The organism is Corynebacterium sp. c8Ua_99 (genome assembly GCF_039907185.1).
Lineage (GTDB): Bacteria > Actinomycetota > Actinomycetes > Mycobacteriales > Mycobacteriaceae > Corynebacterium > Corynebacterium jeikeium_D.
Genome location: NZ_JASBOG010000013.1, coordinates 51,857 through 68,874, shown reverse-complemented (window position 1 = coordinate 68,874; position 17,018 = coordinate 51,857). Strand labels below are relative to the sequence as shown.

Here is a 17,018-nt window from a genome sequence, read left to right as displayed (position 1 = left end):
CCCGAAAATTGGCTTGAAAGTGTCATAAACTCGCACAGTTTCATATGTGCAGCCCGTGTTCATATGTGCAGCCCGCGATTTTTGAGATCGCTGCGGAATCCGAAGTTGGGTAGGGGAGGGACAAAGGCAGGGCGGGGACACTGCGGCGCCTGGAATCGGTGCGGTCGGCTGCGGGGCGTCATGCAGTAATTGGTTTAACCAAAATCCACCGATAGTTGTTTTTCTACGATTTTCTAGAATTTTTAGCGTGAAATTACAAGGTTGTGGTGCGTCTGTGTACAACATCTTGTGCGCCAGAGATCTCCGAACAGGGAATACCATGGTTGTGAGTACTACATCTAGTATGACTAGAGTTTTCTAGGCGCCAAGTGTAGTGTTTTCGATGTCGAGCCAAGGAGAGCTAAAAGGACCTGTCTGCCACCCGTACTCGGTTTCTCATGAACCCTGGGAGCTTTCGGTCATTCAACCAATCCGCTGATTCCTCGGCCGCTTCCGTTGTTTGTACGAAGTCGATCCGATTCATTGGTCTTACCCAAAGCCAGAAAGTTTGTGAGAGTCATGGTTACCGTTTACAGCAAGCCTGCATGTGTCCAGTGCCGCGCTACCACTCGTGCCCTCGATAAGGCTGGAATTGCCTACGATATCGTCGACATCACCATGGACGATGAGGCTCGGGACTACGTCATGGCTCTCGGTCACCTCCAGGCGCCGGTCGTTGACACTGGCACTGAGACCTGGTCGGGTTTCCGTCCGGATCGCATCAAGGCTCTCCAGGCAGCGTAAGAATCACACACCTCTCCGCAGATTTCGTTGACCACCCGGGAAGCGAAGATTGCGGGGGTTTTGCGATGTAAAGGGTGAAGCTCTCATGCTGGTGGTGTATTTCTCCTCGGCGACGGGGAATACACACAAGTTTGTTGAAAAGCTAGGTATCAAAAATGCCCGCATTCCCATCCGTCGTAATGAGCCGGAGCTTATCGTCGATGAGCCCTATGTCCTCATTTGTCCGACTTATGGTGGTGGCGTTTCCATCAGCGGTGGTAACTCAAGGCCAGTTCCTCCGCAGGTCATCAAATTTCTTAATAATGAGCACAACCGCTCTTTCATCCGAGGTGTGATTGCTGCCGGCAATCTCAACTTCGGTGAGGACTTCTGTAAAGCAGGGGATGTCATCTCCTACAAGTGCAAGGTTCCATATCTATATCGCTTCGAGCTGATGGGAACCGACCACGATGTGCGGCGAGTCCGAGAAGGGCTAGAGGAATTCTTCCACGGTAGAGCCAGCGCCTAAGTTGGCAAGCCTCAGTGTCGAGGGAAGGGGCACTGAGGACAACCGAATGGATACGCTCGCGGAAGCCGTCGTAAAGCGGTGTGCGAGGAAAATAGCTAGATTGGATTGCTCTGGGCAGTGTTGGAACAGACCCTGTGCAGGCAAATGAATATTAAAGGAGTCAACGTGTCGGAAATGGGCAAGCAGGTCGCGGAGCCGGTGGGTGAGGACAAGCTGGATTACCACGCGCTCAATGCGCTGCTGAATCTGTACGGTGAAGACGGCAAGATTCAGTTCGATAAAGACCGCATGGCTGCGCGGCAGTTCTTCTTGCAGCATGTCAATCAGAACACTGTGTTCTTCCACAACTTGCGGGAGAAGCTCGATTATCTGGTAGAGAACCATTACTACGAGGCCGAGGTTCTGGAGAAGTACGAATTTGAGGACGTCAAGGCACTGTTTAAGCAGGCCTACGCCCACAAGTTCCGTTTTCAGACTTTCCTGGGTGCTTACAAGTACTACACCTCGTACACACTGAAGACCTTCGACGGCAAGCGTTACTTGGAGCGCTACGAAGACCGTGTCTGCATGGTTGCTCTCACGCTTGCCGACGGCGACTTGGGGCTCGCGCAGCACCTGGTTGATGAGATCATCACCGGACGTTTCCAGCCTGCTACTCCTACATTCCTCAACTCCGGTAAGGCCCAGCGCGGCGAGCCGGTGAGCTGCTTCCTGCTGCGTATCGAGGACAACATGGAGTCCATTGGTCGCGCCATTAACTCCTCGCTGCAGCTGTCCAAGCGCGGCGGTGGTGTGGCGCTGCTGCTGAGCAACCTGCGTGAACAGGGTGCTCCGATTAAGCACATCGAGAATCAGTCTTCCGGTGTCATCCCGGTTATGAAGCTGCTGGAGGACTCCTTCTCCTACGCTAACCAGCTGGGTGCTCGTCAGGGTGCTGGCGCTGTCTACCTGCACGCGCACCACCCGGACATCATGCGCTTCTTGGATACCAAGCGTGAGAACGCGGACGAGAAGATTCGCATCAAGTCGCTGTCGCTTGGCGTTGTCATTCCGGACATCACGTTTGAGCTGGCCAAGCGTAACGACGACATGTACCTCTTCAGCCCGTACGATGTCGAGCGTGTCTACGGTAAGCCGTTCGCGGACATTAATATCACTGAGAACTACGCGGATATGGTCGAGGACCCGCGTATTCGTAAGCAGAAGATCAACGCGCGTCAGTTCTTCCAGACCATCGCTGAGATTCAGTTTGAGTCCGGCTACCCGTACATCATGTTCGAGGACACGGTTAGCCGCGCGAACCCGATTGAGGGCCGCATTAACATGTCGAACCTCTGCTCGGAGATTCTGCAGGTCAACACCCCGTCGACCTACAATGCGGACCTGTCCTACGAGCACGTGGGTGAGGACATTTCCTGTAACCTTGGCTCGCTGAACATTGCGATGACCATGGACTCGCCGGACTTCGGTCGCACTGTCGAGACAGCCATCCGTGGCCTGACTGCGGTCAGTGAGCAGACTTCTATTGACTCGGTGCCATCGATTCGCAAGGGCAACGACGGATCTCACGCGATCGGCCTGGGGCAGATGAACCTGCACGGCTACCTTGGCCGCGAGAAGATTATGTACGGCTCGGAAGAGGGCCTGGACTTCACCAACGCCTACTTCGCAGCAGTGCTCTACGCTGTCCTGCGCGCATCCAACAAGATTGCTCGCGAGCGCGGTCAGAAGTTCGTCAACTTTGAGAACTCCGACTACGCCAGCGGCAAGTACTTCGACAACTTCGATCCGGCAGAATTCCAGCCGAAGACTCAGCACGTCAAGGAGATCTTCGCGAACTCCACCGCGCACATTCCGGACGCTGAGGACTGGGCGCAGCTGAAGGCCGACGTCATGGAGTACGGCCTGTTCAACCGCAACCTGCAGGCAGTGCCGCCGACCGGTTCGATTTCCTACATCAACAACTCGACTTCGTCGATTCACCCGATTGCATCTCAGATTGAGATCCGCAAGGAGGGCAAGATCGGTCGCGTGTACTACCCGGCTCCGCACTTGGACAATGACAACCGCGAATATTTCCAGGATGCCTACGAGATCGGCTACGAGAAGATTATTGACACTTACGCGGTCGCTACCAAGTATGTTGACCAGGGACTGTCGCTGACCTTGTTCTTCAAGGACTCGGTGAGCACTCGTGATCTCAACCGTGCGCAGATTTACGCATGGCGCAAGGGTATTAAGACTCTGTATTACATCCGCCTGCGTCAGGTTGCGCTGGAGGGTACTGAGGTCGAGGGCTGCGTATCCTGCATGCTTTAAGCAAGCGTGTTTGAAGGCTAGGCATCTAATGCTTTAGCTGTAGCACATTGAAGGCGCGAGAATTTCCCCGAGTTTTGTCGGGAGGTTCTCGCGCCTTTTTCGTCACTCCACCCAATTGGGAACAAATGTAAATATTACTATTGACGGTTGTAATGCAGGTAATTAACCTGGGCAGTGGTACACCAATGTTCGCATAATTTTCACCCACGGCTAGTGGGAGAAGGGGCTGGAAGCCATGTCCGATACCACTGGTAAGAGCACTCCACACATCAACCCAAAGGGTGCGCCGATTGCAGAAACTATTTTGTTGCCAGGTGACCCGCTGCGTGCGAAGTTCATTGCGGAGACCTATTTGGACGATGTCGTTCAGTTCAACGAAGTTCGCAACATGCTGGGCTTTACCGGCACCTACCAGGGGCAGGAAGTGTCTGTCATGGGGTCCGGTATGGGTATTCCGTCTATCTCGCTGTACTCCTGGGAACTTATCCATGTTTTCGGCTGCAAGAAGCTGATTCGCGTCGGTTCGTGCGGCGCGTTGCAGCCGGAGCTGGACCTGTATGACGTGGTTATCGGTCAGACGGCGTCGACTGACTCCAATTTTCTTTCGCAGTACAACTTGCCGGGAACATTCGCCCCGTCCGCGTCTTTCCGCCTGATTGAAGATGTTCGCGATCGTGCCCGCGAGCAGGACATCACAACACACGTCGGCAACATCTTGTCCAGCGATATTTTCTACAACTTCCAGGATGATGTGAACGACCGTTGGGCCCGCATGGGGGTGCTGGCGGTGGAGATGGAATCTGCTGGCCTTTATGCCACCGCCGCCGAGGCTGGGGTGGAGGCCATGGGAATCTTCACTGTGTCGGACAACATCGTCACCGGTGGAAAGACCACTCCGGAAGAACGTGAGAAGGCCTTCACGACGATGATGGAGCTGGCATTGCCGCTGGCTCGGCTCTAGAGCCCTGGTCTGCAATCAATCGGCTTGAAGTGTGAAATAGGTACAGTGCGATGAGTAATCCCGCCAGCAATACCAGCGTAAATGTGAACCCCTCTCAAAGCGCAGCGTCCAACGCTGCCGCGCCAAACCCTAAGGCCGCAGTCCCGGTCTTGCTGTTTTCCTTTGTATTCTGTTTGGTCTTGGACAATGGCTTTAAGTTCATGACCAAGCCGATTGCGGAATCTCTGGATCTCAGTGTCTCCACGGCCAGTCTGCAGGCGACACTCGCCGGTATTTTGATTGGCATTGGCGCGGTGGTGTACGCCGCATTGGCGGACAGCATCAGTATCCGCAAATTGATGATTGTCGGTATCGGCTTTGTCGCAGTGGGCTCTCTACTGGGTTATTTCTTCCAGGGCGTATGGCCAGTGGTGCTTACTGCCCGCATTATTCAAACTGCCGGTCTGGCGGCGGCTGAGACACTCTACGTCATCTATGTCACCAAGTACCTAAGCCCAGAAGATCAGAAAACCTACCTCGGCTTTTCCACCGCGGCTTTCCAAGCTGCACTGCTGATTGGAACGTTGACCTCGGGAATCGTGGCTACCTACATTTCCTGGCCGGCTATGTTCCTGATTTCGCTCATTCTGATAGTTGCCATTCCGTTCCTGATCAAGACAGTTCCGGAGGAGCAACAGCAGAAGAGTCACCTGGATATCTTTGGCTTGTTCCTCATCGCGGTCATCGCCACTGCGGTGATGCTGTTCATGCAGCAGTTCCAATGGTGGTGGCTGGTGGCCGCTGCGCTGGGCGTCGCGCTCTTTGTCTCGCACATCCGGACACATGACAACGCCGTGGTCAGCCCGTCGTTCTTTACCAATGCCCGCTACGTTTGCGCGCTGATTGTTGTGCTCGTGGTTTACATGGTCCAGTTGGGGTATTCGGCCATTCTGTTGCCGTATATGGTCGACGAACTCTATGGCATCAACCTCGACGGTGCTGCCTATATTCTCGCGCCGGGCTATCTCTGCGCGGTCATCGTTGGTGTAATGTCCGGCAAGGTTGCCAAGTTCCTGACTTCGAGGCAGGCTATTGTCGCTGCCATCAGCATTATTATCGTCGCACTACTCATTCCTGCGGTGCTGCCGGGAGCCGGTGTTTCCACGGTTATCGTGTCTATGATTCTGTTCCCATCAGGGTTCGCGCTCATGTATGCGCCGTTGGTCGCGACCGCACTGCAGAACATTCCTGCGGCCAAGTCCGGTGTTGCAATCGGTTTCTACAATCTGACTATCAACATCGCCGTCCCGGTTGGCATTGCGTTAACGGCTATGCTTGTTGATTCTCGACCGGCCTTCTTCAGCGCCCTTTCCATCGCGCAGTCTGAAGCAGAAGGGGTCTCCGCTACCATCGCTTGGTTGCTGGCGCTCATGGCTGTCGTAGGTTTGCTGGTGTACGTCATCTCCGACCGCATCATCAACGACACCGCAGAGAACCGCGAGAGGGTCCAAGCCTAGGGTCGCGCAACATCTTGCGCTTGGTGCTTGACGACGGACATTGCGTCGTCAAGCACCTTTTTCTTTGTGTGACGTGGGCGCATGAGGGGAGAGGGTACAAATAAAAGGCGTTCATTGGAGAGATGAGCAAGAGCCGCGTGCTTAATAATGCGGGTGTGGGTAAGCTGCTAAGGGTAGTGGCTCCTTTCATCGGGAGCCTGGCGTTTCGTAGTGGGACAAGGCTGGAATAGCCACCGCTGCAGCCGCTGTTTTGAACTCACTAAGAGTGAAGGACGTTCCTTATATATAAGGTGCGTTCGAAAAACGGCAATTTCAATGAAAAAGGGAGAGGTTTCCACGTGAGTTTCGATGATTGCCCACCCTCGACTCCGGCCCACCGTGAGAAGAATCCAGAGTCGCGTGCATGCCCAGTTGCGGCTATTGACTGGAACACGATTCCTGATGACAAGGATCTCGAGGTTTGGGATCGTCTGACCGGTAACTTCTGGTTGCCGGAAAAGGTGCCGCTGTCGAATGACATCAAGAGCTGGAATACGCTCAACGCGCTGGAGCAGCGCACCACGATGCGCGTGTTCACTGGTCTGACCATGTTGGACACCATCCAGGGCACAGTTGGCGCAGTATCGCTGATCCCCGATGCGCTGACTCCGCACGAGGAAGCTGTGTACACCAATATCGCCTTTATGGAATCGGTGCACGCAAAGAGCTACTCGTCGATTTTCCAGACGCTGGCGTCGACTCCTGAAATCCAGGATGCGTTCCGTTGGGGCGAGGAAAATGAGTACCTGCAGAAGAAGGCCAAGATCATCCTCGACTACTACGAGGGCGATAACCCGCAGAAGAAGAAGGTCGCTTCCACTTTGCTGGAGTCCTTCCTGTTCTACTCGGGCTTCTACCTGCCGATGTACTGGTCCAGCCACGCCAAGCTGACCAACACCGCGGACATTATTCGCCTGATTATTCGTGATGAGGCAGTTCACGGTTACTACATCGGTTACAAGTACCAGCGCAACCTGGAGCGTCTGACCCAGGCTGAACGTGACGAGCTGAAGGATTACACCTTCGATCTCATGTTTGATCTCTACGACAACGAGATTCAGTACACCGAAGAGATGTACGACGAACTCGGTTGGACCGAGGATGTCAAGCGTTTCCTGCGTTACAACGGCAACAAGGCTCTGAACAACTTGGGCTATGAGGGTATGTTCCCGGCCGACGAGACTCGAGTTTCGCCGTCAATCCTGTCGGCTCTGTCGCCGAATGCTGACGAAAACCACGACTTCTTCTCAGGTTCCGGCTCTTCCTATGTCATGGGTAAGGCTGAAGTAACCGAGGATGAGGACTGGGACTTCTAAAAGCACAGGTGTAGGGAGCATTCCGCACCGAGCCCTATTCTGGTGACAGCACACACGGGGGTAGTAGTCCTAGCCTCGACGGTTCCTGCTAAAAAGGCGTTAGCCCAGGTTAAGACAATTCTCAGGAAACTAATAGTGTGCTTAGCTGAGTGGGGAAGTTGGCCGGAAAATCCCTTGGCCTTAACTTTTTCCAAGGTTCAGACTAGAATCTGGCACATAGTGGTAGGTGGGTTCGCCGTCGCGTACTCACCTGCACTATTCTCACAAGGACAAAACTTCAAATCCCTGTAGTGAGTTACAGGAAATCTTCGCGTAGTAAGGAGGAAGAATGACTGCAGTAGCGCCTCGTCCAGATCATGGCGTTGTAGCGCCGGAACGGCCGCAGCCGTTCGGACATGAGCGTAAGGGCAGCTGGGCGTGGGAAATGCTGACCACGACCGACCACAAGAAGCTGGGCATTATGTACATCATTATGTCCTTCTCGTTCTTCTTTGTCGGCGGTCTGATGGCTCTGCTTATCCGTGCTGAGCTCTTCGCCCCAGGACTTCAGTTCCTTTCTAACGAGCAGTTCAACCAGATGTTCACCATGCACGGCACGGTGATGCTGCTTCTGTTCGGTACCCCGATTGTTTGGGGTTTTGCTAACTACATTCTGCCGCTTCAGATTGGTGCTCCGGACGTGGCTTTCCCGCGTCTGAACGCTTTCGGCTTCTGGCTGACCACTGTTGGTGGCATTCTGATGCTGTCGGGCTTCCTGACTCCGGGTGGTGCTGCTGACTTCGGTTGGACCATGTACTCTCCGCTGTCTGACCCGATTCACTCCCCGGGTGTCGGTTCTGACCTGTGGATTGTCGGTGTCGGTATCGGTGGTGTCGGTACCATCGCTTCCGCTATTAACATGACCACCACTGTCCTGTGCCTCCGCGCACCGGGCATGACCATGTTCCGTATGCCAATCTTCACCTGGAACATCCTGGTTACCTCGATTCTGGCTCTGCTGATTTTCCCGATTCTGACTGCAGCTGCTCTGGGTGTTCTGTACGACCGTAAGCTGGGCGGTCACATTTACGACCCGGCAAACGGTGGCGCCATGCTGTGGCAGCACCTGTTCTGGTTCTTCGGCCACCCAGAGGTCTACGTTCTGCTGTTGCCGTTCGTGGGCATCATTACTGAGGTTGTTCCGGTCTTCTCCCGTAAGCCGCTGTTCGGCTACGCAGGTATGGTCTTCGCAACCCTGTCTATTGCAGGTCTGTCCATGGCTGTGTGGGCGCACCACATGTTCGTGACCGGTGGCGTTCTGCTTCCGTTCTTCTCGTTCATGACCTTCCTGATTTCGGTCCCGACCGGTGTTAAGTTCATCAACTGGATGGGTACCATGTGGCGCGGCCACATGACCTTCGAGTCCCCGATGACCTTCGCTCTCGGCTTCATCGTGACCTTCCTGTTCGGTGGTCTGACCGGTATTATGCTGGCTTCCCCGCCGCTGGACTTCCACGTCTCCGACACCTACTTCGTCGTGGCACACTTCCACTACACCCTGTTCGGTACCTTGGTCTTCGCTTCCTACTCGGGCGTTTACTTCTGGTTCCCGAAGATGACTGGTCGTATGCTCGACGAGAAGCTGGCAAAGGTTCACTTCTGGCTGACTTTCATCGGCTTTAACCTGACCTTCCTGGTCCAGCACTGGCTGGGTAACGAGGGTATGCCGCGTCGTTACGCCGACTACCTCGAGACTGATGGTTTCACCACCCTGAACATGATCTCCACCGTTGGTGCGTTCATCCTGGGTCTGTCTGTTATCCCGTTTGTCTGGAACGTCTTCAAGTCCTGGCGCTACGGTGAGGTCGTCACTGTTGATGACCCGTGGGGTTACGGTAACTCTCTCGAGTGGGCTACCTCTTGCCCGCCGCCGCGCCACAACTTCACCTCGATGCCGCGCATCCGCTCGGAGCGCCCGGCGTTCGAGCTGCACTACCCGCACATGGTTGAGCGTCAGCGCGCAGAGGCCCACGTTGGTCGCCAGCTCTAAGAGCTAGTGGCTACATGGCTGATGCAACTCTGAGTTAATAACTACGCGAAGCTACGGCCCCATCACGGAGAACCGTGATGGGGCCGTAGTCTTGTCTTTGAAAGTCTTTCCTAGGGAAGGCGCAGTAAGGGGGGGGCGCAGGGAGCGCACCAAGGGAGCTGAAGGGGAGAGCAGCGGAGAGCAGGGGGGCGACAGCTAATGGCTGCGACTGGCCACCCTCCGAAGTGCGGAATCCCGCAATGCGATGAGCACTCTGCCGGGGCTTCATGCGATACTGGATTGGTGAATGAACAGGTAATTACCTCTCCCAGTCAGTCCGCAGATACCGATGCCTTGTCGGTTTCGTTAGCACCGGGACTAGCTCCGGTGCTTATTACCGCTGTTGGCCGAGACCGCCCGGGTGTCTCGGCATCCTTCTTCCGTGTGCTCGCGGCCCACGGAGTTCAGATTCTTGATGTGGAGCAGTCGGTGTTCCGCTCTAATTTGAGTCTCGGTGCGCTTGTTGGCGTCACAGAAGAGAAGGTCGGCGTTCTGCGTGAGGGGCTCATTGAAACACTGAAGCCTCACGGCATGACAGTCAGTTTCCAGCTTGATGCCCCGATTGAGCGCAGCGATGGATCTACCCACGCACTTGTCGTATTGGGTAATCCGGTCAATGCTGAGGATATTTCCCGTATCGGCCGTACTCTCGCAGATTACGGTGCAAACATCGATTCCATTCGCGGTATTGCCGACTACCCAGTTACTGGCCTGGAGCTGCTTGTCTCTATTCCGGACCCGAAGCCGGGTGCGGGCATTCCGCTGCGTAAGGCGCTGGCCGAGCTTGCACAGGACCAGGACATTGACATCGCAATTGAACGCGCAGGTTTGCAGCGCCGATCCAAGCGCTTGATTTGCTTCGATGTGGACTCCACTTTGATTACCGGTGAGGTCATTGAGATGCTGGCCGCCCACGCTGGTCGCGAGGCGGAGGTTGCAGCGGTTACAGAGCGTGCTATGCGCGGTGAACTGGACTTTGCTGAGTCATTGCACGAGCGAGTTAAGGCTCTGGCAGGCCTGCCGGTCAGCGTCCTTGAGGAAGTTACCAACTCCATCGAGCTGACCCCTGGCGCCCGCACTACGATCCGCACGCTGAAACGTCTCGGTTACAAGTGTGGTGCTGTCTCCGGTGGCTTTATCCAGATTCTGGAGCCACTGGCAAAGGATCTCGGTCTGGACTTTTACAAGGCCAATACCCTCGAGATTGAGGACGGAAAGCTGACCGGGCGCGTGGTCGGCGGTGTCGTTGATAGGCAGGAAAAGGCCCGCAGTCTTAAGGCGTTCGCCGCGGAGTCAGGGCTTCAGATGCACCAGACCGTCGCTGTCGGAGATGGCGCCAATGACATCGATATGTTGTCAGTCGCGGGCCTCGGTATTGCTTTCAACGCGAAGCCGGCGCTGAAGGAAATCGCTGACACGTCGGTCAACGTTCCATTCATGGACTCGATTCTGTTCATGTTGGGCATTTCCCGCGATGAAATCGACGATGCCGACCGCGAAGATGGCACCTTCCGCCGCGTGCCGTTGGAGCAGTAGTGCGACGCGAGGATCACAAGAATCTCGCTGTCACGGACGCATCATCGGTGCCGGAGTGGTTCCGCACTGCCCATAGCCTCCTGCCACAACCCGATAGGGAAGACCATGGCGAGGATGTGCCGTGGGCAATGGCTATTGTGCTTGAGGTTCCGAAGAAGGAACGCCCCTCGCGCACTGCGCTGCTCCGCGCCGCCGCGATGGCTGTTGTTGCTTGTTGCCTCGACGAGCGTGCAGGCGATGACACTTCGGCCTATCAACAAGGTCTGGTGTCTTGGTACGGTGCGCGCATCCGCAAGCTCACACGTCGCGCTCGCAATATCGGCTGGCAACGCGCTCAGCTTGCACCGGGTGTCACCGTGGACGTCGACGGCGCGCAAGCTCGCGCACTAGTGCCAACTCCTGTCGACGATACCTACCCGGAGATTGCCAAACTACAAATTTCCGGCACCGATTTGCCTTACGACGACCCGGAGACCACACCTCCCGACGACTCGGGCAACCATGGGAGAGCTGACACCTTTGCTCCGCCAGTGATTTGGGTGGACAAAAACCTGAATATGTCCGTTGGAAAGGTGGCCGCACAAGTTGGACACGGCTCAATGCTCTATGCGGCCAGCCTGTCGGTCGAGGAAGCGTGGGCGTGGGCGCAAAGTGGCTATGCGTTAGATGTTAAGGAAACACCCCGGGAGCAGTGGCCAGCGCCAGAGCTCCGCGCGGTTGAGGTTCAGGATGCCGGGTTTACTGAGATTGCACCCGGCTCAGTGACTGTCGCTGTGACTCCTGGGGCGGCAGCTTAAAGCTGAGCGCGTGCTGCCTCCATGGCCTTGAGGTCCTTCCGCAGAATCTTGCCCGTTGCTGACTTCGGGATTTCCTCCATGAATTCGACGACCCGCACCTTTTTGTACGGTGCGACGCGGTCGGCGACGTAGTCCATAATTTCGTCTTCAGTCACCTGCTTGCCTGCCTTGAGGACGACGTAAGCCTTTGGAATCTCCTCGCCGTCGGAGCGAATGACACCGCTGCAGGCGGCATCGGCAATACCCGGGTGGCTGAGCAGCACGGACTCGAGCTCAGCCGGCGGAACCTGGTAGCCCTTGTACTTAATCAGTTCCTTAAAGCGGTCGACGATGTACGCATTGCCGTGTTCGTCGAGTTCCGCAACGTCGCCGGTACGCAACCAACCGTCGACAAGCGTTTCTGCCGTAGCTTCTGGGTTGTTGAGGTAGCCCTTCATGACCTGCGGACCGTAAACCCACAGTTCGCCTGGCTTCGAGCGCCCCTGGGAGGGGACTGGAATCTCCTCGAAGCCGTCGGCCTCGAGGTCCACGATTTTGTATTGGGTATTCGGCACCGCGCGGCCGATGGAATCCAGCGGGCTATCGTGACCGATACGGATGTGGGCGGCGGGAGAGGACTCGGTCATGCCGTAGCCCTGAGCGACGACGCAGTCGAGGCGCTTTTCCACCTGTTCCGCGAGATCGAGCTGCAGGGATGCTGCGCCGGAGAAAACAGTCTCCAGGCTGGACAAATCGAAGGAATCGACAGCCGGGTGCTTAGCCAAGCCGACAGCAACAGGCGGTGCGATGAATGCGAACTTGACCTTGTGCTCAGCGATGATGGAGAGGAAGTCCAGGAGGTCGAACTTGCCCATGGTGTACTGAGTCGTGCGACGCCACAGGGACAGGTTCAGGAGTGCAGTCAGGCCGTAGATGTGGAAGAACGGCAGGATAGTGACGGCCGGGGTGTCCTCAGTCAGCGCGTTGACTGTGGCTCCGCCTGCCTGAGCGACGTTGGCCACCAGGTTGCGGTGGGTGAGCTGGACGCCCTTCGGCACACCGGTGGTTCCGGAGGAAAACGGAATCACGGCAACGTCATCGGGTGATACCTCGACGTCCGGGGCTGCGTGTCCCTCTGCAAGCAGCTCGCCCATGCCGTGGAGACCCGTCAGGCCGATAATCATCTCTTCCGGGAGACCAGCGGCCTCAGCGCCGTTAGCACCGGCCCAACCAATCGACGAAGTCGTTAGCATCATCTTGGCGTCAGAAATACGCAGCTGCTTTTCAACGTCCTCAGCAGTTGCCAGCGATGCAACCGTCGTGCAGACAGCCCCCGCGCGCAGGACACCGTGAAGAGCGACTGCGAAGGTTGTCGAGTTGGGGCAGTGAAGAGCCACAACGTCGCCCTTCTTAATCCCACGTGCTGCCAGCGCACCCGCGAACTTCTCAATGCTGGCCTTCAGATCACCGAAGGTGACCTCGGAGCCTGAGTCAACGATTGCAAGCTTGTCCTGGTGGCGCGGCTCAATTTCTCCGAAGAGGAACTCAAAGAGCGAGGTCTCCGGGATGTCGATGTCGGGGAGGTTGCTGGAAAGGGGCATGCAGGAAATCGCCTTTCTAATCTCGCGCACGGCTGCCAAGTGCCCTGCATCATTAGCTAGGTCGCTGCAGCAGTGCTGTGTTACACATCACAATAATGTATTGGATGAAAAAGCGTGGAAGTTTTTCCAGAAACTATGCCTGATCCAGCATTACTTCGTGAGCCCGGACAGCCCCCCTCTGAATCAGGTTTGGGTCAGCCGCCGCAACGCTCCAGCCGCAGTATCCAGGTTGGTCGTCCTCCAGAAGTCCGGCATCGACGCGGCAATCCAGGATCCATAGCGCGCAGTCGCCAACCGTGAATCCAACACCGCAACAACCCCGCGGTCATCGACTTGACGTAGCAGACGACCAGAACCCTGCGCCATCAGCAGCGCCGCATGTGTCGCTGAGACCTCCATAAAACCGTTTCGGCCAGCGGCATTAGCCGCATCGGAGCGTGCGGACAGTAGCGGGTCGTCGGGTCGGGGGAACGGGATACGATCGATGATGACACACGATAGCGATGGGCCAGGAACATCGACGCCTTGCCACAGCGTCAGCGTGCCAAACAAACATGTCTGTGGATTAGCTGCGAAGCGATCAACCAGAGCGCCGATAGAGTCATCGCCTTGGCACAGGACGTCGTAAGGCAGGCGCTTGCGCATTTCCTCGGCCGCTGCCTCGGCACCTCGGCGGGAGGAAAACAGCCCCAGCGTTCGCCCACCAGCGGCGCGGATGAGGCGTTCCATGATCGCGAACTGCTCTGGTGTGGCGCCGTCGCGTCCCGGACGAGGCAGGTCGCGTGAAACGTAGAGGATGCCAGATTTTTGCGGGTCAAAGGGCGTGCCGACGTCCAAGCCATCCCACTCTCCGGAGGGAAGCCCCCAGGCAGCGGCCATGGCATCGAACTTGCCACCAAGAGCCAGCGTTGCTGAAGTCAAGACGACGGTGGATTCGCCGAAGAGGCGTTCGCGAAGCAGCGCTGCGATGGACAGGGGAGCGACATAAACTGTCTTGTTCTCGCCAAGCCATACGACATCGTCGCTGCTGAACTCGAGAATCCGGACGACAGTATCGTGCATATTCTCCACGGCTGCGCGCACGGTCTGGCGCTCCGTGCTGTCAGAGTCGGAACCCGAACCACCGGAGCCCGACCCGCCAGAGCCGCCTGAGCCAGAGGTGCCCAGCGTGGTTTGCAGTTGCCACAGGCTATCGCGGAGCGAAGCTAGTGCCGCTCCCAGCTCACCGGGAATTTCTTCGAGTGCGCCGCTGTAGGCGTCGGCAAGCAATGCGACGGTCTCGCCGAGTAGATCCGTGGCATCGGTGACATCATCGACCTGCTCTGCGGCGCCGAATTTGCGGGCGCGCCGGGCCATCATGGTGATACCGGCAGGGGAGAGCTCGTCGGTGGCAACGGAGGTGATTCGACCGTCGAGCTCGTGAGCCTCGTCAATGACGACGCAGTCGTGCTGCGGCAAGATCATGGCGTCGGAGAGCGCATCGATGGCCAACAGTGCGTGATTGGTGACAACGATGTCGACGTTGGATGCCTCGCGGCGGGCTTGTTCGGCGAAACACTCCTCGCCGAAAGGGCAGGAAATAGAGCCGACGCATTCGCGGGCCGTGACGGAGACCTGCCGCCAGGCTTCGTTGGAGACACCCTTGTCCAGGCTGTCGCGGTCGCCGGTGTCGGTGTCATTGGCCCACTCGCGTAGCCGCATGACCTCGGCAGCGGTTCGGCTGAGCTGCGCTTCGCTGAGTAGAGCAGTTGGGCCGCCCATACTGGCCTGCTCGGATTCGTCACCGTCCATGACGGGATCTTTGATGACATTTCCGACCTTGGATTTGCACAGGTAGTTCGAACGCCCTTTGAGGATTGCGAAGGTCGGCGTGCGGGACAAGTGCGGTTCTAGCGAACTGACTAGCCGCGGCAAGTCGCGTTCGACCAGCTGACGCTGTAGCGCAATGGTCGCCGTGGAAACGATTACGGACTCGTCGGACTCCATTGCCTGCACAATGGCGGGCACCAGGTAGGCCAGTGACTTACCCGTACCGGTACCGGCTTGCACCGCCAGGTGCCGCTCGCGTGCAAAGGCTGAGGCAACCGCGCGGGACATCTTGACCTGATTCGGGCGAGTTGTTCCGCCGAGTCCCTTCACTGCTGCATCGAGAAGAGCTTCGATGCTATCCGAGTCATGGACGCTGGCTCTCGGTGAAGCTAGCTCGTCAGCATCGTCAACGTCCTCAAAGCCGTCCGATAGCTCAGCAAAATCTGCGTGCTCGGGAGTATCCGACACAGTTCCCCCGCCGCCTAAACGCCGTGAAAACGGACGGACAGTACCGGCTCGTCACGGGAAAGTGCGAGCCCCTCCCACGGGAGGCTGACCAGTGCCTTAACCAAGTGATCGCGGGACTCCTCCAAGGTCGGTAGACCATCGACGACCTCGCCATCGCGCATCATCGGAATGGTTAGATCGCGGTAGTGCAGGTTGCCCACATCCGGGATTTCCGAGCCGAGCGGGAAAGCGATTTCCTCCACGGCGGTACCGGAACGGCGGCAGGTACGAATCGCCGCCTTCACGCCACCGTGGCTTCGCTTGTCCAACGAGCGCTTGGCGACGGGCACCCCATCAACTTCGACCATCTTGTAGACCAGTCCCGCAGTCGGTGCGCCGGAGCCAGTGACTACAGAGGTGCCCACACCGTAGACATCGACCGGCTCGGCCCTCAGCGCCGCAATGGCGAACTCGTCGAGGTCAGAGGACACTACGATGTTGGTGTTGTGTGCGCCCAGCGAGTCCAGCTGCTGACGCACCTGGCGAGCGAGAACTCCAAGGTCACCGGAGTCAATACGTACACCGCCGAGTTCCGGACCCGCGACCTCAATGGCCGTATTGACGCCCTCGGTGATGTCGTAGGTATCCACCAACAAAGTGGTGTCGGTCCCCAGCGTGTCAATCTGAGCTTTGAAGGCTGCAGCCTCGTTTGTCGTGCCATCTGGGTTGGTGTGTAACAGAGTCCACGCGTGCGCAGCGGTACCGGAGGCTGGGATGTTGTACCGTGCCGCCGCCTCCAAGTTGGAGGTGGCGCTAAAACCTGCCAGGTAGGCGGCGCGGGCAGCGGTCACAGCTGCTTCTTCATGAGTACGACGCGAACCCATTTCAATAATCGGGCGCCCACCGGCAGCCGTGACCATTCGGGTCGCTGCCGAGGCAATGGCGGAGTCCGCATTGAGAATGGAGAGAATAACAGTCTCCAAAATGACACACTCGGCGAAAGTGCCTCGCACCGTCAAAATTGGCGAGGCGGGGAAGTAGAGCTCTCCTTCGCGGTAGCCGTCGACTTGGCCACTGAAGGAATAGTTACGCAGGTAATCCAGCGTCCGGTCATCGAGGAAGTCCAGTGAAGCCAGCTGTTCCTCGGTGAAGCGGAAGTTGCGGATAGCATCCAACACACGCGCTGTACCTGCGACAACACCATAGCGGCGCTCATTCGGTAGGCGGCGGCCGAACACCTCGAAGGCGACCTGGCGCTCGCCGGATCCGTCGGCAAGCGATGCCTGCAGCATCGTCAGCTCGTACTTATCGGTGAGAAGGGCGGTGGAGGAATGCTTATCAATCACGGTCAATAGTCTA

12 protein-coding genes are annotated in these 17,018 nt (G+C 57.1%); 9 read left to right on the top strand and 3 right to left on the bottom strand.

Annotated elements, in window-relative coordinates; all coding sequences use genetic code 11:
* The first annotated feature begins 558 nt into the window (after positions 1–558).
* The 9 genes from nrdH (at position 559) to QKE19_RS08460 (ending at position 11,823) form a co-directional block, all read left to right on the top strand.
* Positions 559–783, top strand: a complete 225-nt coding sequence (gene nrdH, locus QKE19_RS08500; protein ID WP_005511161.1) for a glutaredoxin-like protein NrdH — start codon at positions 559–561, stop codon at positions 781–783.
* Between the two features lie 85 nt (positions 784–868).
* Positions 869–1,291, top strand: a complete 423-nt coding sequence (gene nrdI / locus QKE19_RS08495) for a class Ib ribonucleoside-diphosphate reductase assembly flavoprotein NrdI (RefSeq protein ID WP_049181994.1) — start codon at positions 869–871, stop codon at positions 1,289–1,291.
* A 174-nt stretch (positions 1,292–1,465) separates the two neighbouring features.
* On the top strand, positions 1,466–3,610 hold the full coding sequence (nrdE, locus tag QKE19_RS08490) for a class 1b ribonucleoside-diphosphate reductase subunit alpha (protein ID WP_347890816.1): 2,145 nt from the start codon (positions 1,466–1,468) through the stop codon (positions 3,608–3,610).
* A gap of 235 nt (positions 3,611–3,845) precedes the next feature.
* On the top strand, positions 3,846–4,571 hold the full coding sequence (deoD, locus tag QKE19_RS08485) for a purine-nucleoside phosphorylase (protein ID WP_070857114.1): 726 nt from the start codon (positions 3,846–3,848) through the stop codon (positions 4,569–4,571).
* A 50-nt stretch (positions 4,572–4,621) separates the two neighbouring features.
* On the top strand, positions 4,622–6,067 hold the full coding sequence (locus QKE19_RS08480) for an MFS transporter (RefSeq protein ID WP_083276371.1): 1,446 nt from the start codon (positions 4,622–4,624) through the stop codon (positions 6,065–6,067).
* 338 nt (positions 6,068–6,405) lie between these two features.
* Complete coding sequence (nrdF, locus tag QKE19_RS08475; protein ID WP_016422253.1) at positions 6,406–7,422, top strand: class 1b ribonucleoside-diphosphate reductase subunit beta; 1,017 nt, start codon at positions 6,406–6,408, stop codon at positions 7,420–7,422.
* A 328-nt stretch (positions 7,423–7,750) separates the two neighbouring features.
* Positions 7,751–9,451, top strand: a complete 1,701-nt coding sequence (gene ctaD / locus QKE19_RS08470; RefSeq protein ID WP_048732989.1) for a cytochrome c oxidase subunit I — start codon at positions 7,751–7,753, stop codon at positions 9,449–9,451.
* Between the two features lie 282 nt (positions 9,452–9,733).
* On the top strand, positions 9,734–11,026 hold the full coding sequence (serB, locus tag QKE19_RS08465) for a phosphoserine phosphatase SerB (protein WP_070601161.1): 1,293 nt from the start codon (positions 9,734–9,736) through the stop codon (positions 11,024–11,026).
* Positions 11,026–11,823: an aminoacyl-tRNA hydrolase gene (locus QKE19_RS08460; RefSeq protein ID WP_070601159.1), complete on the top strand. Its 798-nt coding sequence runs from the start codon at positions 11,026–11,028 to the stop codon at positions 11,821–11,823. The genes serB and QKE19_RS08460 overlap by 1 nt, the downstream gene beginning before the upstream one ends.
* Here QKE19_RS08460 and QKE19_RS08455 read toward each other — a convergent pair.
* From QKE19_RS08455 to QKE19_RS08445, 3 genes are all read right to left on the bottom strand, one after another.
* Positions 11,820–13,403, bottom strand: coding sequence for an AMP-binding protein (locus tag QKE19_RS08455; protein WP_070601158.1), 1,584 nt, complete (start codon positions 13,401–13,403; stop codon positions 11,820–11,822). The two genes, QKE19_RS08460 and QKE19_RS08455, sit on opposite strands and share 4 nt — an antisense overlap.
* A gap of 183 nt (positions 13,404–13,586) precedes the next feature.
* Entirely contained in the window at positions 13,587–15,566 is a 1,980-nt protein-coding gene (locus QKE19_RS08450) for an ATP-dependent DNA helicase (RefSeq protein ID WP_347890815.1), read from the bottom strand.
* 128 nt (positions 15,567–15,694) lie between these two features.
* A complete protein-coding gene (locus tag QKE19_RS08445) occupies positions 15,695–17,005 on the bottom strand; it encodes a nicotinate phosphoribosyltransferase (RefSeq protein ID WP_016422259.1) in 1,311 nt (436 codons plus the stop codon).
* Between the last annotated feature and the right edge of the window lie 13 nt (positions 17,006–17,018).